20 protein-coding genes are annotated in these 19,745 nt (G+C 64.7%); 8 read left to right on the plus strand and 12 right to left on the minus strand.

Annotation, left to right across the window (positions count from 1 at the left end; genetic code table 11):
- Positions 1-72: 72 nt before the first annotated feature.
- Together LWC34_RS08310 and LWC34_RS08315 are read right to left on the minus strand one after the other, a co-directional pair.
- Positions 73-228 carry a hypothetical protein gene (locus tag LWC34_RS08310; RefSeq protein ID WP_233724378.1) on the minus strand — a complete coding sequence of 52 codons (156 nt, stop codon included), beginning with the start codon at positions 226-228 and terminating at the stop codon, positions 73-75.
- A gap of 279 nt (positions 229-507) precedes the next feature.
- A complete protein-coding gene (locus LWC34_RS08315; protein ID WP_233724379.1) occupies positions 508-837 on the minus strand; it encodes a substrate-binding domain-containing protein in 330 nt (109 codons plus the stop codon).
- A 189-nt stretch (positions 838-1,026) separates the two neighbouring features.
- On the opposite strand from LWC34_RS08315, the gene LWC34_RS08320 reads away from it, so the two are divergent.
- On the plus strand, positions 1,027-3,207 hold the full coding sequence (locus tag LWC34_RS08320) for a galactose-binding domain-containing protein (protein WP_233724381.1): 2,181 nt from the start codon (positions 1,027-1,029) through the stop codon (positions 3,205-3,207).
- A gap of 41 nt (positions 3,208-3,248) precedes the next feature.
- On the opposite strand, the gene LWC34_RS08325 is transcribed toward LWC34_RS08320, so the two are convergent.
- From LWC34_RS08325 to LWC34_RS08335, 3 genes are read right to left on the minus strand one after another with little or no spacing between them, the layout of a single operon-like run.
- Complete coding sequence (locus LWC34_RS08325) at positions 3,249-4,160, minus strand: Rossmann-fold NAD(P)-binding domain-containing protein (protein ID WP_233724383.1); 912 nt, start codon at positions 4,158-4,160, stop codon at positions 3,249-3,251.
- Positions 4,157-5,281, minus strand: a complete 1,125-nt coding sequence (locus LWC34_RS08330) for an aminotransferase class I/II-fold pyridoxal phosphate-dependent enzyme (protein ID WP_233724385.1) — start codon at positions 5,279-5,281, stop codon at positions 4,157-4,159. The genes LWC34_RS08325 and LWC34_RS08330 overlap by 4 nt, the downstream gene beginning before the upstream one ends.
- Complete coding sequence (locus LWC34_RS08335) at positions 5,265-5,894, minus strand: helix-turn-helix transcriptional regulator (RefSeq protein WP_233724387.1); 630 nt, start codon at positions 5,892-5,894, stop codon at positions 5,265-5,267. The genes LWC34_RS08330 and LWC34_RS08335 overlap by 17 nt, the downstream gene beginning before the upstream one ends.
- 86 nt (positions 5,895-5,980) lie before the next feature.
- Between LWC34_RS08335 and LWC34_RS08340 the strand changes: the two genes are divergently transcribed.
- A complete protein-coding gene (locus LWC34_RS08340) occupies positions 5,981-6,559 on the plus strand; it encodes a MarR family winged helix-turn-helix transcriptional regulator (RefSeq protein ID WP_233724388.1) in 579 nt (192 codons plus the stop codon).
- A 1-nt stretch (position 6,560) separates the two neighbouring features.
- On the opposite strand, the gene LWC34_RS08345 is transcribed toward LWC34_RS08340, so the two are convergent.
- The 5 genes from LWC34_RS08345 to LWC34_RS08365 all read right to left on the minus strand — a co-directional run bounded on the left by LWC34_RS08345 (position 6,561) and on the right by LWC34_RS08365 (position 11,263).
- The gene (locus LWC34_RS08345) at positions 6,561-7,406 is read right to left on the minus strand and encodes a fumarylacetoacetate hydrolase family protein (RefSeq protein WP_233724390.1); all 846 of its coding nucleotides are present in this window, start codon (positions 7,404-7,406) and stop codon (positions 6,561-6,563) included.
- Positions 7,399-8,289, minus strand: coding sequence for a 3,4-dihydroxyphenylacetate 2,3-dioxygenase (locus LWC34_RS08350; protein WP_233724392.1), 891 nt, complete (start codon positions 8,287-8,289; stop codon positions 7,399-7,401). The genes LWC34_RS08345 and LWC34_RS08350 overlap by 8 nt, the downstream gene beginning before the upstream one ends.
- Positions 8,282-9,715: an aldehyde dehydrogenase gene (locus tag LWC34_RS08355; RefSeq protein WP_233724394.1), complete on the minus strand. Its 1,434-nt coding sequence runs from the start codon at positions 9,713-9,715 to the stop codon at positions 8,282-8,284. The genes LWC34_RS08350 and LWC34_RS08355 overlap by 8 nt, the downstream gene beginning before the upstream one ends.
- Positions 9,712-10,494, minus strand: a complete 783-nt coding sequence (locus tag LWC34_RS08360; protein ID WP_233724396.1) for an acetoacetate decarboxylase family protein — start codon at positions 10,492-10,494, stop codon at positions 9,712-9,714. Before LWC34_RS08360 ends, LWC34_RS08355 begins: the two co-directional genes overlap by 4 nt.
- A gap of 106 nt (positions 10,495-10,600) precedes the next feature.
- Positions 10,601-11,263 carry a hypothetical protein gene (locus LWC34_RS08365; protein ID WP_233724398.1) on the minus strand — a complete coding sequence of 221 codons (663 nt, stop codon included), beginning with the start codon at positions 11,261-11,263 and terminating at the stop codon, positions 10,601-10,603.
- A 130-nt stretch (positions 11,264-11,393) separates the two neighbouring features.
- Here LWC34_RS08365 and LWC34_RS08370 point away from each other — a divergent pair, with 130 nt between their 5' ends.
- Positions 11,394-12,707 carry a glutamine synthetase family protein gene (locus LWC34_RS08370; RefSeq protein WP_233724400.1) on the plus strand — a complete coding sequence of 438 codons (1,314 nt, stop codon included), beginning with the start codon at positions 11,394-11,396 and terminating at the stop codon, positions 12,705-12,707.
- Positions 12,704-13,954, plus strand: coding sequence for a cytochrome P450 (locus LWC34_RS08375; protein WP_233724417.1), 1,251 nt, complete (start codon positions 12,704-12,706; stop codon positions 13,952-13,954). Before LWC34_RS08370 ends, LWC34_RS08375 begins: the two co-directional genes overlap by 4 nt.
- Here LWC34_RS08375 and LWC34_RS08380 read toward each other — a convergent pair.
- Complete coding sequence (locus LWC34_RS08380; RefSeq protein WP_233724419.1) at positions 13,951-15,306, minus strand: alpha/beta hydrolase; 1,356 nt, start codon at positions 15,304-15,306, stop codon at positions 13,951-13,953. The two genes, LWC34_RS08375 and LWC34_RS08380, sit on opposite strands and share 4 nt — an antisense overlap.
- 94 nt (positions 15,307-15,400) lie before the next feature.
- On the opposite strand from LWC34_RS08380, the gene LWC34_RS08385 reads away from it, so the two are divergent.
- The 4 genes from LWC34_RS08385 (at position 15,401) to LWC34_RS08400 (ending at position 18,995) form a co-directional block, all read left to right on the plus strand.
- Positions 15,401-15,793 carry a hypothetical protein gene (locus LWC34_RS08385; protein WP_233724421.1) on the plus strand — a complete coding sequence of 131 codons (393 nt, stop codon included), beginning with the start codon at positions 15,401-15,403 and terminating at the stop codon, positions 15,791-15,793.
- Positions 15,794-15,975: 182 nt separating this feature from the next.
- Positions 15,976-17,148 (plus strand): acyl-CoA dehydrogenase family protein, encoded by a 1,173-nt coding sequence (locus LWC34_RS08390; protein WP_233724423.1) that lies wholly within the window; start codon positions 15,976-15,978, stop codon positions 17,146-17,148.
- Between the two features lie 81 nt (positions 17,149-17,229).
- Positions 17,230-18,195: a helix-turn-helix domain-containing protein gene (locus LWC34_RS08395; protein WP_233724424.1), complete on the plus strand. Its 966-nt coding sequence runs from the start codon at positions 17,230-17,232 to the stop codon at positions 18,193-18,195.
- Positions 18,156-18,995: a LysR family transcriptional regulator gene (locus LWC34_RS08400; protein ID WP_233724426.1), complete on the plus strand. Its 840-nt coding sequence runs from the start codon at positions 18,156-18,158 to the stop codon at positions 18,993-18,995. Before LWC34_RS08395 ends, LWC34_RS08400 begins: the two co-directional genes overlap by 40 nt.
- Here LWC34_RS08400 and LWC34_RS08405 read toward each other — a convergent pair.
- Positions 18,945-19,724: an SDR family NAD(P)-dependent oxidoreductase gene (locus LWC34_RS08405; RefSeq protein WP_233724428.1), complete on the minus strand. Its 780-nt coding sequence runs from the start codon at positions 19,722-19,724 to the stop codon at positions 18,945-18,947. The two genes, LWC34_RS08400 and LWC34_RS08405, sit on opposite strands and share 51 nt — an antisense overlap.
- Between the last annotated feature and the right edge of the window lie 21 nt (positions 19,725-19,745).

Here is a 19,745-nt window from a genome sequence, read left to right on the forward strand (position 1 = left end):
TTGCTGTGAGCGGCCGACCGCCGATTTCCTGTGATGTGGAGCCCGGTCGCCATTGACCGGGCGTCCGTTTGGTTACTTGTATGCGCCCGCGACGATCTCTACGGCGTACTCCGTCATCGAAGCTGCGGTGTTTTCAGCCGGAGCTGAATCGGAAATCGTGGCAGCCACACCGAAAACGGCACCCGCCGCAAGCGCGGCGGCGGCAACGGCCTGGACAATCCGCTTCATGGTCTTGCCTCCCTGTGAGTCCTGAAAGGAGAGTCCCACAGGTCGCTTGCGGTTTTCTTGCTATTGATCAGGATTGGAAGTGAGGAGGAACACAAGGCGTCAGAGGGGGTAACCGATGGTGCCAGATAGTGAGTTGCCCGCTGCCGGAACGGGCAACTCATGGTGCCAGGCCGGAAGCTCGCAATGCCGAACCGGGCACTTCGCCGGACAAGGGACTTGATGGCCGGACTGTGCACTTGGCGGCCGGATGAGCCTTCGCATGGTGCTGGATCCGCTATTTCATTGTGCCGGAATGTGTATCTCCCTGTTCTGCAACGGTGGACACGGTGTGCTGGAACGGTGGACACGGTGTCGTCCAGCTGCCTGCAGGTACGGGATTGGGTCGCCGGTGTAGTTCTTCACGGCGCCGACGATGTTCGCGCCGAGTGCGTTCGCGATGGCGATGTCGCCGAGGCCGAGGCCGAGTGCCACGACGCGTTGTGGCTTCTGTTTGATCACTGCGTCGCCGAACGCGGTTTTGATCGTCACCGAGAACATTCCGGTTGGCGTCGCTTCTTGGCTGGTCGCGCCGCGCCCCGTCAGCAGCGCGCCTGCCAGTACCAGTGGCAACGCCCGCCCAATAAATATAGGTAAGCCTAACCTTTCTAGCGGTCGACCAGGCTTGCATCTAGGTAATGTCGAAAGATTTCTGAGGATCGTCGTAGTATTGCGTCTTGCTGTTCTGGATTCGTATGATCCTGCACAAAGCGCAGCACAGAAGTCCGACACCCCTGCACGTCGGAAAGGTGTGTGCCAACGATGTCTCCCACCTATGTCGGCGCCCGGGCGGCGTTAGCCGTCGCGGCGCTGACCGCATCTGGACTCGCCATCGCAACGAGTCCCGTCAATGCCGCGGCATGCCCGACGACCATTTCGGGCGGCGCCTCGGTGCCGTTCCGGACGGTCGAGGCCGAGTGTTCGTCCACCAACGGCACGTTGGTCGGCCCTGATCACACGCAAGGCACTGTCGCGTCCGAAGCCTCTGGGCGCCAAGGCATCCGGATCGGCCAAGGTCAGTATGTCGAGTTCGTTCTGCCAACAGCGGCGAACTCCATCAACGTCAGATACAACCTGCCGAACGGCAGTAGCGGCAGGCTTTCGGTGTACGTCAACGGAACCAAGCTCAGCGCCGGGCTTGCCGTGACGACCCGGTACACCTATGTGGACACTGGTTGGATCACCGGTTCGCGAACCCACCACTTCTTCGACGAGTCCCGGCTGCTCTTCGGCCAGAACGCCGCCGCGGGTGCACGGGTCCGCGTCCAAGCCGACGGCGGTGACGTCGGCCAGGCCACGATCGACCTCGCCGACTTCGAGCAGGTCGGCGGAGCCGGAACACGACCCGCGAACTCCTTGTCCGTGACCGACTACGGAGCCACGCCCAACGACACATCGGACGACGCCCAAGCGTTCCGCAACACGATCGCGGCCGCACGCTCCCAAGCCCGCGAAGTCTGGATCCCACCGGGCCGATTCGATGTCAGGTCTGCGTTACAGGTCGACCAGGTCGCGATCCGCGGCGCCGGGCAGTGGCACACCTCGTTATACGGCAACAACATCTTCAACAACGGCAGCGCGCAAGGAAACATCCGGCTGCACAACTTCGCGATCTTCGGTGACGTGACCGAACGCGTCGACAACAACCCGGACAACGCGTTCCACGGCGCGATCGGCACAGGTTCGGTGGTGTCAGGCTTATGGATCCAGAACACCAAGTGCGGTTTCTGGATCATGAACGGCCCGTCGAACAACGTGACCATCGAGAACAACCGGATCATGAGCACGCAGGCCGACGGCCTGAACTTCGACAGCGTCGCCACGAACTCCACCGTGCGGAACAACTACTTCCGCGGTAACGGCGACGACGGCATCGCGTTCTGGTCGAACGGTGGCGCCGACTCCGGCAACACGATCGCGAACAACACCGTGATCCAGCCGAACCTGGCCAACGGAATCGCGCTCTACGGCGGCTCCAACAACACCGTGACCGGAAACCGCGTCCAGGACACCAACGCCCTCGGCGGCGGTATCCACATCGGAAACAGGTTCAACTCGTCGCCGTTGTCGGGCACCACGACCGTGTCCAACAACGCGACCCTGCGAGCAGGCGCGCTAGACCCGAACTGGCAGTTCGGCGTTGGCGCGCTGTGGATTGACGCCCGTGACTCGGCAACCAACTCCCAGATCAGGATCACGGGCCTGAGAGAGGTCCAAAGCCCTTACGCCGCAATCCATTTCATCGACGGCAACGGCCAAGGCAAACCGATCCAAGGCGTGACGATCGACGGTGCGACCATCCAAGGTGTTGGCACGTTCGTCGTTCAGTCACAGACCCAAGGCGCGGTCGGGATCAGCAACCTGACGGCGTCCGGGATCGGCGTGACGGGAACGTACAACTGTCCATACCCGACGAACATCCCGAAGATGACATTCACCGGCGCGGGCAACAGCGGATGGACCGGGACTTGGACGAACTGTGCGGTGTGGCCACCGCCGAACTCCGGCGCGCCGCAGCCGCCTGGCCCAGGCAGCAATGTCGCCCTCGGCAAGTCGATCACGGCAAGCGGCTCGCAAGGCGGCTTCCCGCCGGGCAACGCCAACGACGGAAACACCAGCAGCTATTGGGAAAGCACGAACAACGCGTTCCCACAGACGCTGACGGTCGACCTTGGCGCGGCAACCGCAGTCAACCGGGTCACGCTGAAATTGCCGCCATCCTGGGGCACACGCACCCAAACGCTGACCATCCAGGGCAGCAGCGACGGTGGCTCCTACAGCACGATCGTGGCTTCTCGCGGATACACCTTCGACCCCGCGAGCGGCAACACGGCTTCGGTCAGCTTCGGTACGACGTCCCCACGGTTCGTCCGGCTGCACTTCACAGGCAACACCGGATGGCCAGCGGGTCAAGTGGCCGAACTCGAGATCGCAGCTGCTTGAGCCTCGTGAGTGGTTAGGCGTGTTCTAACGCTGATAACCACTCACGAGAGTAGAGCTGTGGCGACGGCTGCGTCGGCGGCGCCGATTCCGGTCAGGTCCGCAATGGACAGACCGGATCGGTGCCGTACGCCGTCACGCAGGACACTTCCCACCGATACGTCGGCATCCTGAGCGACGATGCCTGCGCGGACGGCGTTGCCGAAGTCGCCGTGGTGCAGGCATTGTTCGTGATCATCGGTCGCGATGATCGAAGCCGACGCGAACAGTTCCGACGGGAGTTCGCCCTTGCCGGGCAGGTCTGTGCCGAGAGCCGTGACGTGCAAAGCAGAGCTGAACGCTGAGGCCGGTGCCAGGGGAGTGGTGGCCGCGGTTGCCGTGATCACGCATGGGACTCCGCTGATATCGCCCGGAGAAGCCGAGATCCCGTCCTCCGTGAGCTCCCGGCACAACCGGGCGACCTCGGCGGGCCGCCGACCCCACACCCGAACCGAACTCAGAGGACGAAGTTCACGCAGCCACACCACCTGAAGACGCGCCTGCAAACCCGTCCCCATGACGGCGATATCGCTGACCTCAGGCGGAGTCAGGGCATGTGTGATCAACGCGCCAGCCGCCGCGGTCCGCCAAGCCGTCAGCCAACCCTGGTCGGCCAAGATCGCCGCAGGCACGCCATTCGTCGCGTCAACCACCATGACCAGGCCATTGTTGTTGGGCAGCCCCAACTCCGCGTTGCGGTAGAACCCACTGGCGATCTTGACCGCGAAGTGCCGCGCACCCGACATGTACCCGGCTTTGACGTGACAGTCACCGTCCACATCAGGAAACACGAGGTGCATCGGCGGCGGAGTCTGTGTCTGGCCCGAAGCATGCGCGATCAAGGCGTCCCGGACCGCGCCGAACACCAGGTCGAAGGAAGCCATCGCGCGAAGCGCGGGCAGATCGATGATCTTCACGAACGCTTCTCCAACCACGTGGCCCACCGATCAAGGGCGGCTTCCGGCGACTTGCGGCCGAGCCCCACCCGGAACCGGTCGGACGGCGTCTCAGTCAACGAGGACGCGTAGATACTGGCCGGAAGCAACAGAACCCCTTCCTGCTCAACGAGTTCAGTGCACATAGCCTCGACGCCGTCGGCCCCTAGGTACTGAGGAAAACACACGCACCCACCTTGCGGCGGAGACCACGAGAAAAGCTCGGGGAACTGCGCGAAGAAAGCGTCGAACAAAGGAATGTTGGTGGCGATGATGGACCGGTTGCGAGCAATGATCTGATCACGAGCCGCCAGCGCGATCAACGCCAGAATCTCGCTGGGCGCGGAGTTGCAGATGGTCGTGTAATGCTTGGCGCGCTCAAGCCGTTCCAGCATCGACCGATCACGGCATGCGATCCAGCCGATCCGCAGTCCAGGCAAGCCATAAGCCTTGGACATCACGTTGAGGGACATCGCCCGAGCCGAAATATCGGCGGCCTGCGGCAGGGAAATGGCCCCAAGACCCTGGTAGACCTCATCGCTGAACAGGATGATCCCGCGCTCGTCACAGATCTGTGCGAGCCGTCGCCAGACAAACTCCGAAGGCACAGCACCGGTCGGATTGTTCGGGAAGTTGACCGAGATCATCCGCGTATTCGGCCGAATCGCGCTCACCACGGCGTCCAGATCCAGTGCCCAGGAGTCCGAAGGCTGCAGGGCGACCCCGGTGACGTCGCAAATGGACAGCGGAATGGTCTCGGCGGCCTGGTAGTTCGGCGTGATCACGATGACGTGGTCGGTTGGCTCAAGCAAGGTCTGCATCGCCAGGTAGATGCCCTCTTCGGCGCCAGCGAAACACAGCACCTGATCCGGCGTGACGTCCGAATACGTGTCCGCGATAGCCGAACGCAATGCAGGCATGCCCCAGGTTTCGGTGTAACCGAGGCGAAGCGTGTCCCAGCGCTCCCGGCTTTCATCACTGGCCATTGCCAACAGCTCCGACAAAGCGAGAGTTTCGGCGTCGGAGGCCGTGAGGTGGTAGCGGGCCGCGAACTCCCACTTCGAGAAGTACGTCTCGAGCCGGAAGTCAGGAAGTACGGGCATCGGGGGTTTCCTTCCGGGATTCGGCAAGTAGTTGGTAGACGGCCGATCGCGAGATACGCAGCGCCCGCGCGACCACGGGGACAGATCGGCGCTGGGTGAAGATCCCGGCCGCGTCCAACTGCCCGACCAGGACGAGCCGGTCCTGTTTGGACAAGTTGTCCAGCTGGGTGCTGTGTTCGCGGACGTACTCGCCGACCAGGTCGTTGAGCGTCTCGGTCCAGTCGTTCTCGAACAAGGCTTTGGGTTGTTCGGTGGTCGGCGCGGCGAACGCGGCCAGGAAGCGGGCGGCCTCGTCGAACGCGGTCCGGTCGACGTTCACGCAGAACACCGCTTCGGCGTGCCCGGAGGCATCCCTGATCACCGCGCTCACGCTGGACAGGCGCCTGCCGTCGGCCAGCGACTTCGGGTACGGGCCGTAGACGTCACGGCTGGCCGGCCGGATCCCGTCGAGCTCGCTGAGCAGCGACGGATCGCCGATCGTCCGGCCGGACATCGGGTTCCAGATCGCCGCGATCGTGCCGGTCACCGGGTCGTGCAGGACGACCTCGGCGTGCGGGGACAGCAGCCGGGCCATCGCCTCGGCCGCGGGCGCCAGCCGTTCGAACACGTCCATGCCGTGGACAATACGTCTTGGGTGGACAAAATGTCCAGACCGGTCTGTGGTCAGTACGCTGGTCTTGCGGCCAGTAGACTGGGCCGATGCCGGGCCACCGATCGATCAACGAGGCCGAGAAGCTGGCCGAGGCCAAGCTCGGCGGGATCGCGATCAGCCGTGAACAGATGGCCACGGTCGCCAACATCCACCGCGCGGCGATGGCCGTGCGCCAGCACTTCGAAGGCGGCGTGCTGCGCGAAGTCGACCTGACCTGGACCACGTTCGTGGTGCTGTGGGTGGTCTGGGTCTGGGGCGAGTCGGAAACCCGGCACGTGGCCGAGGAAGCCGGGATCTCAAAGGGAACCCTCACCGGCGTGGCGAAAACCTTGGAGTCACGGGGTTTCGTGCAACGCGCCGCGCACCCGTCGGACGGCAGGCTCGTGCTGCTCAGCCTCACCGAGGAAGGCGAGCAGCTGATGCAGCGGATCTTCCCGGCCTTCAACGCCGAAGAGGTCTTCGTGACCAAACAGCTGAGCCCGGACGAGTTGCGCAGCACCGCCGAGTCGCTGCGCAAGGTCGTCCGTCAGGTTGAGATGCATGGCGACGAGCGGCGCCAGGAAATCCTGGCGGGCTCAACGTTGCCGCCGCGCCGCAGCGGCCGTCGCCCCAAGAACCCCAGCTGACTCACTTCCGAGGCGGTCGGATGCCCCGGAATTCCCAGTCGCCGCCCAATGCCGTGGACAGCACTTCCTCGGATTCCGTTGGCTGCGCGCCGATGTCGGTACGGATCGCGGTCGGGCCGGACACGATGTGGTTGGTCAACCTGCCGAGGCCTTCCACCTCCACCTCGACCACGTCACCCGGCTGCACCGGCCGGGAATTGGCTGGGGTGCCCGACAGCAGCACGTCGCCGGGGTGCAGCGTGATCGTCCTGGCGATGTCGGCGACGAGATAGTGCATGTCCCACTTCATCTCGTCGGTCGATCCATTCTGGACAACGTTCCCGTTCACGTACGTCCTGATGTATTTCCCGTGGAAATCCCAGTCGGTGACCAGGCCGGGGCCGAGCGGGCACAACGTGTCGGAACCCTTGACCCGCAACATCGAACCCGCGTCCGTGTCACGGAAATCGTGCAGGCCGAAGTCATTGGCGACGGTGTAGCCCGCGATGTACGCCCCGGCGTCCTCCGGAGCGATGTTGCGGCACGTCCGGCCGATGACGATGGCGACTTCACCCTCGTAGTTCAGCCATTTGCAGCCTTCTGGCCGGACCACCGCGCCTTGGTGGGCGTTCAGGGCCGACGTCGGCTTGTGGAAGTACGTTGGCGTGTCCGACAACGTGATCTGGAATTCCTCCACCCGGCTGCGGTGGTTGAGGTGCACAGCGACCACTTTGGACGGAACAACCGGCGGAAGATGTGTTGCCTCAGCGGCTTTGACCCGACGGCCGTCGCCGGAGACGAGCTCGTCGCCGTCACGGACGGTCTCGACGACGGCGCCATCGAGCAGGATTCGACGGTACTCAGGCATTCGCGGTCCAGCCTCCTTGTGGCCGATCGAACCAGAGATGCGCTTGCCCGGTTCCGATCGCGTTCTCGTACTCGCCGTACTGCCGGGCCGGTGCGGTGCACCGCTCCTCGCCCAGCGCGCCTGCCAGCATGATGTAGTGGAAGAACTTGGCTTCCGGCTTGTGTTTCCAGAAGTCCGGCATGGTCTGCAGGACCTTGTCGTGCCTGCCTTGGATGAACCACGCGATCCGCTCGTAGTCGGCGTCCCTTGCCTCCGGCGTGCGGATGTGCACGGGATCGCTGGCCTCGTGGCTGCGCAGTTCGCGCAACGGCCAGAACGTGTGGGACATCGCGCCGGACGCGATCACGAGCACTTTGCGATCCGTCGCGGCGATGCCGTCGGCGAGGGCACGGCCGAGCCTGAGGTGGTCTTCCATGTCGCCGGTCTGGCACACGCCGATGGTGATCCATCGCTTGTCCGGCAAGCCTTCGCCGAGGAACTTCCACAGGTTCAGGGTCGCGTAGTAGATCGGCAGGTAGTCGTCGTCGATCGGGGTGATCCAGGTGTCGTGCTTGTCCGCGAAACTGGCGATAGCTTGGGCGAGTTCGGGATCGCCGGGGAAATCGTATGGCATCCGGCACATTCCGCGCGGCAGTTCCTCCGAAGTGAACAGTCCGGCACGCCGATTCTGCGCGGTGACAACGAATTCGACGGTCGTGGCCCAATGCGAGTCAAGGACGACCACGGTGTCGTAGTCGAGTGTCTCGAATACGTCCTCGCGCAGCTGCTGCAGGCCAGTGACGAGCGAGATCTCCTTGCCCTCGTTGATATCCAGGCGGTCTTCGAGTGGCAGCACAATGGTTGGAACGTGCGCGAGCAGGCCTGCGCCGACAATCTCACCCACGGTCGTTCCACCCCTTCGGCGCGGTCACGGTGTTCTTCAGATCGCAGTAGAAGTCGAAACTCCAGTTCCCGCCCTCGCGGCCGATACCGGACTGACGTGAACCACCGAACGGTGCCTGCAGGTCACGCACGAAGAAGCAGTTCACCCAGACCGTTCCAGCAACCAACTGCTTGCTCACGCGGTCGGCGCGCTCCTTTGAGCCAGTCGCCAGGGTTGCTGCCAGGCCGTATTTGGTGTCGTTGGCCAGCGCCACGGCCTCGCCCTCGGTCGTGAAGGTCTGCAGCGTCAGGACCGGGCCGAACACCTCGTCCTGCACGATCTCCGAATCCTGGGCGACATCGGTCAGCAGGGTCGGCCGGTAGTACAGGCCGCCGAGATCCTCGTTCGGGCCGCCGCCGATGACCGCCCTGGCGCCCTGAGCAAGCGCTCGCTTGACGTAGCCGTCGATCTTGGCGAGCTGATGCTCGTGCACGTTCGGGCCGATGTCCGTCGCCTCATCCCGCGGATCGCCTTGCCGCAAAGCCGAAGCCTTGGCCACAAAACGCGCGGTGAACTCGTCCGCGATCTCCTGTTGGACGAGGATGCGGGTAGCGGCGAGGCAGACTTGCCCGGCGTTGTCGTACTGCTCGACCGCCAGGTCGACGGCAAGATCCAGGTCAGCGTCCGTGAAGATCAACAAGGGTGATTTGCCGCCGAGTTCCAGGCTGAGCGGCGTCAGGTTGGCTGCCGCGGCTGCCGCGATCCGCTGAGCAGTCGGCACCGAACCGGTGAAACTGATCCGCCGGACGTCCGGGTGCGCGACCAGCGGACCGCCGACTTCGGCGCCGTAACCCTGGACGACGTTGAACACGCCATCCGGAAGGCCTGCCTCGGCTGTGATGTCGGCGAGGATCGAGGCCGTGCGCGGCGACCACTCGGCAGGCTTGAGAACCACGGTGTTCCCGGCTGCCAAGGCGGGCGCGATCTTCCACGTGGCCAGCATGAGCGGCGCGTTCCATGGCGTGATCAACGCGCATGGCCCTGCGGGATCCCAAGACACGTGGTTGGTGTGGCCGCGTGTGTCGAAGTCCTTGTGCTCCAACTGAACGAGCCAGTCGGCGAAGAACCGGAAGTTGTGCGCGACCCGCGGCATCACGCCTCGGCGGTGCGACCGCAGCAGGGCGCCGTTGTCCTCGGTTTCGGTGATCGCCAGCTCTTCGAGACGCTTCTCCACGCCGTCCGCGATGGCGTGCAAAATCTCCGCACGCTCTACTTTGGACGTCCGTGCCCATGCCGGGAACGCCTTCTTAGCTGCCTCAACAGCCTGAGAAGCCTCGGTCGCGCCGCCACGGGCGACCTCGGTGAGCACGCGGCCGTCGATAGGGGAGATGTCGGTGAACGTCTCCGCGGATCCGACGCGTTCGCCGCCGATCCAGTGCTCGATCATCGGTTCTCCAACACCTTGCCGCCGTCCCACACCACGCCCACCTGACGGAAGTACGCCGCGATCGGCTCGTCCACGGTCAGCCTCGCGAGTTCCTCGGTCGGTGCCTCGAACAATTCCAGCTCCGCTTGGGCGCGCCACGCCGGACCTGCCTCGAACGACTTGGCACCGGACTCGATCACTTCGTTCAACGCCTGGCCGTCACCCGCGATCGACGGCAGTTGCCGGTGGTGTGCCATCGGGTGGCCGTTGACGAAACCGTTGGTGTCAGAGGGTTCCTTGAGCGTGATCACGGCCTGAGCAAGCCTTCGGTCGGCCGCGGCGAGCGTGGCGCCGAACCGGGCGCCCGCTTCGAGTTTCGGCGCCGGGCCGTACGGGTGCGGCCGGGTCAGATGGATCGAACCGAACTTCTTCGGATAGCCCTGGTGGATCCCGCGCGCGATGGCGAAATCCTTGTCCACCCAGATGTAGACGCAGCGCGAGTAGGTCGTGCCCTGGTAGCGGCACCGCACCACCACGAACGCTTCCTTGTACTGCGAGCGGACCGGATCGAGCAGTTCGTCCCGACTGTCCGAACAGGACTGCCAGTCCGCCCAGATCAACGCGACCGCACCGGGATCCTCCTCGGCGAGCTCCAGCGGTTCGGGCAGCAGCTCACGGACGCGGTCGGGGTTCGTGCGGTACTCGACCGTCAGCAGGTCGCCCGAGTAGTGCCACGGCGGCGACGGGATCAGCGACGACGCACCCGTCGCAGTCTTCGGGTAGAAGAATCCGCTGGTCATCACGCTCCTCTATGGTCATCGTTTGGCCTCAAACAATGTAAGGTGACGGCCGATCAGGGTCAAGGGCGGGTGTCGACGCGCTCGGTTACCAGCGAAGTACCGCGGCTCAGTTCAGCCACGCGAGCAGGCCCTGTTTGTAGTTCTCCCGCACCAGCGAGATCGGCATGCGGTCCTCGGCCCGCCGCAGCACGGCCTCGACACTGAAAACCGTCCGGTTCGGGTCAAACGTGGTCTCTGTGGCGTTCTCGCGCAGTTCCGAAATGTCCTCCTGCGGCCAATCTCCAGGCAGTAACTGCCAATCGAACGTCGTACGCAACGTGGTGCGGCTGGGCGTCAGTGACTGAACGACAGTGCCGAATGGGGTGGTTGTGCGGTCCAATTGGACGTTCATGTCCGAGGTGAGGCGGTCGGGCACGTACCAGTTCTCGGCTTCCGACAGCAGGCGATCGCCGCAGGTCAACCGGACTCGGCGGTAGCGGACCTGCTCGACGGGGCCGACTTGCAGGTCGGCTCGTTGGGCGGCACTGAGCGGGGCGGTCGCCCCGGCCTCGTTCGTCGCGACGATTCGGGGCTCGGGCGCCAGCTGGTGGTCGCGGCACCAGGTCTGAAGCGTTGTTGTGGCCGATGAACTGGCCAGGATGGCGGATCTGGCTTGCTCGGCGACGGCATAAAGTCGCAGGTTGCGGTCAAGCTTGGTGTCCATCTCGCCTGGTGCGATCAGGAATCCCGCGACCAACCCCACCGCCAAGGCCGCCACGATGGCAATCACAGAGCGGAGTCTCACTTACTCAGTGTGGCGGGCCCGGGTTGTCTCGGCAATCGCGACAATGGCCTTGTGGTGCGGCACCGGACCGCATACGGTTTGACCCCAAACGATGGGCTGCCCGAGGGAGACATCGGTGAGCATCAGTCAGCTCGTGGACCGGCTGTCCAGTGAGGGAATCGACGTCGTGCGCGTCTCGTACCCCGACATGATCGGCACGGACCGCGCCAAGGACGTCCTGATCGAGCACCTCCCGTCGGCTTACGAGCACGGGCTCGCGTTCTGCCGCGCGGTGTACCACACGAGCCCGCAAGGCGACACGGTCGCGGTTCCCGGTGGCCTGGATGCGGGACTGCCGGACATCGCGGTCCGTCCCGATCTGTCCACTGTGGTCCCAATCCCGTGGGAACCGGGTGTGGCTTGGTGTCTTGCGGACTCGTCTGCCCCGGAGTCGCCAAGGGATCTGCTGCGATCGGTGATCGCGCGTGCGGCTGAGCATGGGGTGCGTCCGGTGATCGGCCCGGAGTTGGAGTACTTCCTGTGCGATCCCGACCCGTCATCCCCGAGTGGATGGCGCCGGTACACATCGGTCACGGGCGCGGTGTACACCGCTGGTCTCCGTGCGGACCCGGACAATCATTTGCTCCGGACCCTGCGGAACGTCCGTGACCTGGGAATCGGGGTGACCGGCGGGAACCACGAGTACGACGGCGCCCAGTTCGAGATCAACCTCCAGCACTCCGACGCGTTGTCCGCCGCGGACAGGGCCTTCCGGTTCAAGTCCGCGATCAAGGAGTTGGCCCGTAAGGAGGGCAGGCTCGCCACCTTCATGGGCAAGCCGTTCAACGACGCCGGTGGATCCGGATTCCACTTCCACCTGTCGTGTGAGAACGACTCTGGCAACTGCTTCGACGACCCGGCCGCACCCTATGGACTGTCCATAATGGCCCGTCACGCGATCGCCGGAGTGCTGAAGCACGCTCCCGCGCTGGCCGCGTTGGCCAACCCGACCATCAATTCCTACAAGCGTTTCGGCCCCGACACGTTGGCGCCGTGGCTGATTGACTGGGGTCTGGACAACCGTAGCGCGATGGTCCGGATCCCGCCGGAACGTGGTGCGGGCGCGAGGTTCGAGCTGCGCCTCGGGGACGCGAGCGCCAATCCGTACCTGGCCATCGCCGGAACCATCGCCGCGGCTCTGCTTGGCGTGCTGGCAGGCGATGAACCGCCCGTGCCGCTTGAGGGTTACGGTTACGACACAGCCAAATCCCCTGTCCTGCCGTCGAATCTGACTGCGGCGTTGGACGCCTTCGAAGCGGACACCGCGTTGACCGAGATGCTTGGCAAGGACTTCACCACGTCGTTCCTGAGCTACAAGCGAGACGAGGTCGAACGGTTCCAACGCTACGTCACGGACTGGGAGTTCACCGAATACGGTTACCACCTATGAACAGGCTCGAGGACGTCGATCTCGTCAACCTGGACAACTTCATCGACGGTGTGACGCCGTACCGGATGTTCCACACACTGCGACAGCACGATCCTGTGCACTGGCAGCCCGAACCGGCGCCGAATTCCGGTTTCTGGGCGGTCACAAGGCATGCGGATGTCGTCGCGGTCAGCAAGGACACGGACACCTTCACCTCGACCAGATTCACCAACCTGGAAGAGGTCGACGACGACCAGATCGCCATCCGGGCGTCTCTCCTCGAAACCGACGGCCTGCGCCACCGGGCACTGCGTGGCCTGTTGCAACGCCAGTTCGCCGCGCCCGCGATCAACCAGTACGCGGATTTCCTGCGTGGTCTGACCGCCCGCACCTTGGACGCGGCCTTGCCGAAGGGGCGCTTTGATTTCGTCGCCGATGTGGCCGCTGACTTCCCGATCAACGTGCTCGCGCGCCTGCTGGACGTGCCGGACGACGACACCGAGCAGTTGATCGACTGGGGCAACCGGATCATCGGCAACACCGATCCCGACTACGCGGACGTGCTGCTGGACAGCGAGGACAGCGAGAAGTACCGCGACCTGCCGTTCCGGTCGCCCGCGTCCATCGAGGTCTTCGAGTACGGCAGGGAATTGGCTCGCCAGCGGCGTGGCGGGGCGGGGACTGACCTGGTCTCCCGGCTCGTGAACGAAACCCCGCGTGACGGCATTCCGCTCTCCGCGCGGGATTTCGACAACTACTTCCTGCTCCTTGTGGTCGCTGGCAACGAGACGACCAGGCACGCGATCTCGCACGCGATGCTCGCCCTGCTGCAGAACCCGACCCAATTGGAGAAGCTCAGGGACGACCCGTCGCTGATCGCGGGCGCGGTTGAGGAGTTCCTGCGCTGGGCCTCGCCGATCTATCACTTCCGGCGCACCGCGACCCGTTCCGTCGAACTCGGCGGCAAACAGATCAAGGAAGGCGACAAGGTCGTCATGTGGTACGCCTCCGCCAACCGTGACTCCGACGTTTTCGACGACCCCGACACGTTCGACGTGACCAGGGGCCGCAACGCGCACGTCACGTTCGGCAAAGGCGGCCCGCACGTCTGCCTCGGCGGGGTGCTGGCTCGTGTCGAAATGCGAATCATGTTCGAGGAACTCGTCCCACGGCTGGCCGACATCCGGCTGACTGGCGATGTTCCCCGTGTCCGATCGAATTTCGTGAACGGGATCAAGAAACTGCCGGTCGAGGTCACGCTCGCTTAGCAGTCCTTGCTGACACGGGTCCCGTGCACGAGGAACGCGGTGACAGCCTCGTTGCCACAGGCGTTGCCGTTGGCGAAGTACGCGCCATGTCCGCCCGCATTGACCGACACCAGCGGTGCTGTCAGCGCTTCACGCATCTTCAGGCCCGCGGAGTACGGCGTGGCCGGATCGCGAAGGTTCTGGATCATCAGAACCTTCGGCGAAGGCTTGACCCTGGTGGCGGGCTCGGCTGGCGGGTACGGCCAGAACGCACACGCCGTGATGTTCTGTGGCATGCCCGCGGTCAACGGGTATTCGAGCCGGTCGCGGGCCACCGCTTTGGCGTAGGTGCTCACCGATCGCGGCCAGGCGACGTCGTTGCAGCCGGTGGCGATCAGGACCGAGTACGTGTTCTGGTACTGGTCCGGCGGAGGAACCGGGATGGTCGGCAGCGGATCGCCTGCGCGTGCCGCCCTCATGAACTCGGCCATCAAGGGGAACGTCGTGTCCGCGTACAACGCCTGGAACAGGTAGGCCCGGACATCAGGCTGCGTTTCGGCGAGTTCGAGGTAGGTCTGGCGGACCGCCGCGGGCGTGTCGCCGAGGCCGTACGTGTTCGCGCGCTGCGCGGCCCATGCGGCGAAGTCAGGGAAACGGTCCTCCGCGCCGATCGCGAAGTTGTTCACCCAGCCGTAGGCGACGCGACGCGGGTCAGGGTCGTCGCTGCTGTCCAACACAACGCGGTCCACTCGGTCAGGGAACATCGTCGAGTAGACGGCGCCGACGTATGTGCCATAGGAGACGCCCCAGTACGAGAGCTTCCGTTCGCCAAGGGCCCTACGGATCTGGTCGATGTCCCTGGCCTCGTTGCGGGTCGTTATGTGCCGGACCAGCGGGTCGCGTGTGCACGCCTTGGCGACGCGCTCGGCGCGGGCGATGTTGGCCGTGATGTCACCACCGGGCCCTGGCCACGCTTGGAAGTTACGCGGATGGGCGTCGTCGCCGGTCAAGCCACAGGTGATGGGCGTGCTCTGACCGACGCCACGTGGATCGAATCCCACGAGGTCGTAGCGGTCCAGCACTTCACGCGGTAGCCGCATGCCGTGGGTGAGTGGCCGATAGAGCCCTGAATTGCCGGGACCACCCGGGATCAGCAGCAACACGCCACGACGGGTCTCGGGCTTCGCCGTTCGAATCCGGGAGATCGCCAGCCTGATCCGGCCGTCACCTCGGTAGTCCAAGGGGACCTCGATGGTCGCGCATTCTTGGCGTTGGTCACCTGCGCACGGCGCCCAGTCCGGCCCGTTGTCCGCCATCGCGGGCGTCGCTGACACGCAGCCGACCAGCAGGGTGATCGATAAGAGTCTTCGCATGTGTTCAGACTGGAGATTCAGCCTGCCGTGAACCATCCGGCCCGCCTGACCCATGCCGGTAGTGCCACCCCCACGACCATGAGATGCTGCACGCGTGAGCAGCTGGACTGAAGTGATCAACTATGTCCGGACCCGCTACGAGGTCCTTGAGGAGAACGACGACTGGCTGCGGTTTCGCCTGGACACCGACGGTGAACGCAGCCAGCAGGTCTCGGTGCACCACGTACCGGACGCGGACGGCGGCGCCTGGCTGGAGATCTCCTCGCCAGTCGGCTGGGCGGACAAGATAGACCTGCGAAAACTCCTCGAACTCGCCGGTTCGACGGTAGTCGGCGGGGTTGCGGTCGTCGACGGCGTCGCGCTGCTCAAGCACACCGTGCCGGTTGAGGACTTGAGCGTGCGTGAGGAGTTCGAGCGCCCGCTGAAGCTCGTAGTCGCCAGGGCGGACAGCTTTGAGCGAGAGCTCGCAGGGACCGACCACTTCTAAGCCAACTCCGCGGCGATGGTCGCCAGCGGCGCGCAGCAGCATTGTGCCTGGTCAGGCCTCGTGAGTGGTTAGCAGTGTTCTAACTCCGCTAACCACTCACGAGGGATGTGCAGGAAATTTCGCATAGGTGTGCTGGAAAAGGTCTGCCGGGGCTGGCGGCCTGCGTGATCGACTTGCCCACCATGAGTGGATTGCACGTCAGCGACGAGTTCGACACCGTCATCGCGGGGTTGGACGCCGTCAGCCCCATCATCCTTGCCAACGCCGACACAAACGACGAACAGGCGGGTCTCACCAAGGAAACCATCAAGGCCGTGCACGAGAGCGGCATCTTCAAGGCGAGCATTCCGCACGAGCTCGGCGGATACGAGCTTTCGCCGACCCAGCTGATCGAGCTCATCGCCAAGGTGTCCTATCTGGACGCATCGGTCGGCTGGATCTGCAACGCCATGCAGACGATCACCGGCAGCACCGCCGCGTTCCTCGGGCAGGAAGGCGTTGAGGAGCTGTATCCGGACGTCGCCAACGACCAGTTCGCGCTGGTGGCAGGGCAAGGAACCCGGTTCGGCACCGCGACAAGGGCCGAGGGCGGGTTCCTGCTCACCGGCCAGTGGAGCTTCGTGTCCGGGATGGCGTTGGCCAGCCATCTGCTTGCCGTGGCTCCCTATGAGCCGACTGGCCAACTGCTTGTGCTCATCTTCCCCAAGAGTGAAGTCACGGTGGTCGACAACTGGGATGTGATGGGGCTGCGTGCCACCGGCAGCATCGACTACCACTGCGAGAACCTTTTTGTCCCCGATTCCCGCATCTACGACCTGTCCACGGCCAAGCCACGCATTGGCGGCGCCTTCTACGAGCTCGGGTCAACCAACACGACCTCGATCGGCCACGCGGGCTGGGCGCTCGGCGTGGGCACGCGCATGCTCGACGAGATGAAAAAGCTGGCCGAGGTGAAAACCGGCCACCCTGGTGCCGCGGTCGACACCAGCCAGTTCTACGCCGAGTACGCGCAAGCAGAGGCGAAACTGCGGTCATCGGTGGCGTGGACACGGGAAGTGTGGCAGAGCAACGAGGCCACAGTGGACAAAGGCGACCCATTGAGCACCGAGCAGCAGACGACGACCAAGCTGATGCAGATCCACGTGACAACCTCAATCCAGGAAGTCGGCCTGACGGTGTACAAATGGGCAGCGACGGCGGCGTTGCGGCGCGGCGACCTGCAGCGGTTCTTCCGGGACCTGCATGCCGGTACCCAGCACGTCACGTCGGGACCGGTCGTGTTGCAGAACTGCGGCAAATGGCTTTCCGGCCTCGCCCCGACCGCGCACTGGGAGTTCATGCGACTGCTCGGCTGACGTGCCCCGCGGGGACAGATCGCCAGGGCAAGACGGGCACAGAAGTGGCAGGCAGCCGGGCTGTGGCGGATGCTCGGAGATGTGCAGGTTCACGAGTACTCCGGGGAGGAGTTCGAAGACATCGCCAGGGACAGCTTCATGCCGGTGAGCTTCCGGGCGGGTCCAGGCTTTCGCACGGGCCGCGTCGCGGTGCAGGAGATGGGCGAGGCCGTCACGCTGTCGCGGGGCGACTCGGGTGGACCGCATCGCATGCTTCGGACCGCGAAGTCGCCGGGAGACGACCTGCTGCTGTTCATGGTTCATCTGGACGGCGAGATCGGCGTGCACCAGAACGACCGCTTCGCCCAACTGGCACCAGGCACAGGAGTGTTGAGCGAGTCGCGTGGCCCGTGGGAGATCGTTGGCTCGACGCAGAGCACCTGCATGATCCTGACGTTCGCCCGCGAGCTGCTCCCGCTGCGCACGTCGGAGATCACCGACAGTTGCGCGCGCGGCATCGACCCGGCGGCGCCGGGAATGCAGATGGTGTCCGGCTATCTGGATCGGCTGTTCGGGATGGCTGAGCATCTCACCGCGGAGCAGCGGCTCGACGCAGGCCGGGCCGCGATCGACCTGCTGGCCATGGCGCTGCGGGACGTCCAGCCGTCCGTCCCGAGCGGCGATGGTTCGGCGGGCGTGGTGCTGGAGATGATGCGGACGCATGTGCGCGAGAACCTGGCCGATTCAGGGCTGCGGGTTGAGGAGTTGGCCCGTCGACACCACGTCTCGGTCCGGCATGTGTACAACCTGTTCGAACGGATCGGCACGACGCCTGGTGCGTATCTGCGTGAGCAGCGGTTGCTCACGGCCCGGGCGATGTTGTCGGATCCTCGTGCTCTGCGGCTCGGGATCTCGGATATCGCCGACGCTGTTGGGTTTTTCGGCCGCAGGACGTTCGAACTGGCGTTCCGGCGGGAGTTCGGGATGACGCCGGGTGCTTGGCGACGGGAACATCTACCCTCGGATGCATGGACCGGGTCGAGACACGCGAACTGTCCTACTTCGTGACCCTGGCCGAGGAGTTGCACTTCGGCCGGGCGGCTGACCGGCTCGGGATGGCGCAACCGCCCCTGTCCCGCGCGATCAGCCGCCTGGAACGCCGGATCGGCGTGCAGCTGTTCGACCGGTCGACCAGAGCCGTCACACTGACCCCGGCAGGCCAGGTCTTCCTGACCGAGAGCCGTAAAGCCCTGGCAGCCGTCGACACCGCCGTGCGTCGGGCGCAGCGCGCTGGGCACGTCGACCGGCTCATCCTCGCAACGAGGCCAGGCACAGCTTCCGGCCTGTTGCCCGCCATGATCCGCGAATACCGCAAGCAGCCCGGCGCCGCCGAGGTCAAGGTCGTCTTCACCACGGACCAGATCGGCGCGCTGCGCACCGGCGCCGCGGACATCGGGCTCGCGTGCGGCACGACCGACACCGAGGGCTTCGAGACCATCCTGCTCGCCGAGGAGAAATCCGTCGCGCTGCTCCCGCCGCACCACAGGCTCGCTGGTCAGGCGGCTGTCACCCTCGAAGACCTTGCCCGCGACCCGGAATTCGTGCACCAGCCGCCGCTGGAAACCCTCGACCACATCGTCGAGTCGGTGGCCCTTGGGCGGATCACGGTCGTTGTCGGCGAAGGTGTGACCAATCGACTCGGTCACACCGCTGTGGCCGTGCCGGTTATCGACAGCCCGCCGATCTCGGTTTTGCTGGCGTGGCCGCGTGGCATTCCGTTCGAGGCTCGCAACGCCTTTGTGAAAACGGCTCAGAAGCTAGTGACTGCCCCACGTAATGGTCTCGGTCACGCCGCCGTCAACGGTTAGTTCGGTGCCGGTGATGTAGCTGCTCTCCGAGGATGCCAGGAAAAGCGCGGCCGAGGCTTGTTCTTCTGGCTGGGCCATTCGCCGGAGACTGGCATTGGACGTTTGCTTGGCCTTCCACTCTTGAACAGCGTCCTCGCTGTCGATGCCGTTCTGCTTGAGCACCGCGTCCATCGCGGGTGTGTCGGTGCTGCCGGGCGCGAGGGCGTTCACCCTGATGTGCCGGTCCTTGAGCTCGTTCGCCCAGGTCCTGGCAAAGCTCCGGACGGCGGCCTTCGACGCGGCGTAGGTCCCGAGTCCTTCCTGGCCGCCGCGGCCGGCCATCGAGGTCACCAGGACGATCGAGGCGTGGTCGGCGAGCTTCGGCAGGGCTTTCCTGACCGTGTACACCGTGCCTTTCACGTTGATGTCGAAGATCCGCTGGTAATGTTCGTCGGTGACGTCTTCGAGCCGGACGAATTCCCCGAAACCGACGTTCGCGACCACGACGTCGATATTCCCGTCGACGGCTGCGTACAGCCGGTCCATGTCCTCGGAACTCGTCGCGTCGGCCTGGACACCGATCGCGCCGTGACCGACCTTCGCGACAGCCGAATCCAATTCCTGCTTACGCCGGCCGGTCATATACACGCGGGCACCTTCGTCAGCGAATCGCTGCGCGATCGCCAATCCGATTTCGTCGCTCGCGCCGGTGACTATCGCGACTTGTTGTCTAGCTGACCCATGCCTCAATTCAGCGCCAGGTTTCAGCCG

The sequence above is a fragment of the Kibdelosporangium philippinense genome (genome assembly GCF_021390435.2).
Classification (GTDB): Bacteria; Actinomycetota; Actinomycetes; order Mycobacteriales; family Pseudonocardiaceae; genus Kibdelosporangium; species Kibdelosporangium philippinense.

What these genes read in the sequence shown, in the direction of transcription:
- LWC34_RS08335 (WP_233724387.1), bottom strand. Translation starts at nt 5,894, where the DNA reads ATGGACGTGTTCGAACGGCTGGCGCCCGCGGCCGAGGCGATGGCCCGG.
- LWC34_RS08355 (WP_233724394.1), bottom strand. Translation starts at nt 9,715, where the DNA reads ATGATCGAGCACTGGATCGGCGGCGAACGCGTCGGATCCGCGGAGACG.
- LWC34_RS08360 (WP_233724396.1), bottom strand. Translation starts at nt 10,494, where the DNA reads ATGACCAGCGGATTCTTCTACCCGAAGACTGCGACGGGTGCGTCGTCG.
- LWC34_RS08400 (WP_233724426.1), top strand. Translation starts at nt 18,156, where the DNA reads ATGGACCGGGTCGAGACACGCGAACTGTCCTACTTCGTGACCCTGGCC.
- LWC34_RS08310 (WP_233724378.1), bottom strand. Translation starts at nt 228, where the DNA reads ATGAAGCGGATTGTCCAGGCCGTTGCCGCCGCCGCGCTTGCGGCGGGT.
- LWC34_RS08380 (WP_233724419.1), bottom strand. Translation starts at nt 15,306, where the DNA reads ATGCGAAGACTCTTATCGATCACCCTGCTGGTCGGCTGCGTGTCAGCG.
- LWC34_RS08340 (WP_233724388.1), top strand. Translation starts at nt 5,981, where the DNA reads ATGCCGGGCCACCGATCGATCAACGAGGCCGAGAAGCTGGCCGAGGCC.
- LWC34_RS08390 (WP_233724423.1), top strand. Translation starts at nt 15,976, where the DNA reads ATGAGTGGATTGCACGTCAGCGACGAGTTCGACACCGTCATCGCGGGG.
- LWC34_RS08330 (WP_233724385.1), bottom strand. Translation starts at nt 5,281, where the DNA reads ATGCCCGTACTTCCTGACTTCCGGCTCGAGACGTACTTCTCGAAGTGG.
- LWC34_RS08375 (WP_233724417.1), top strand. Translation starts at nt 12,704, where the DNA reads ATGAACAGGCTCGAGGACGTCGATCTCGTCAACCTGGACAACTTCATC.
- LWC34_RS08345 (WP_233724390.1), bottom strand. Translation starts at nt 7,406, where the DNA reads ATGCCTGAGTACCGTCGAATCCTGCTCGATGGCGCCGTCGTCGAGACC.
- LWC34_RS08320 (WP_233724381.1), top strand. Translation starts at nt 1,027, where the DNA reads ATGTCTCCCACCTATGTCGGCGCCCGGGCGGCGTTAGCCGTCGCGGCG.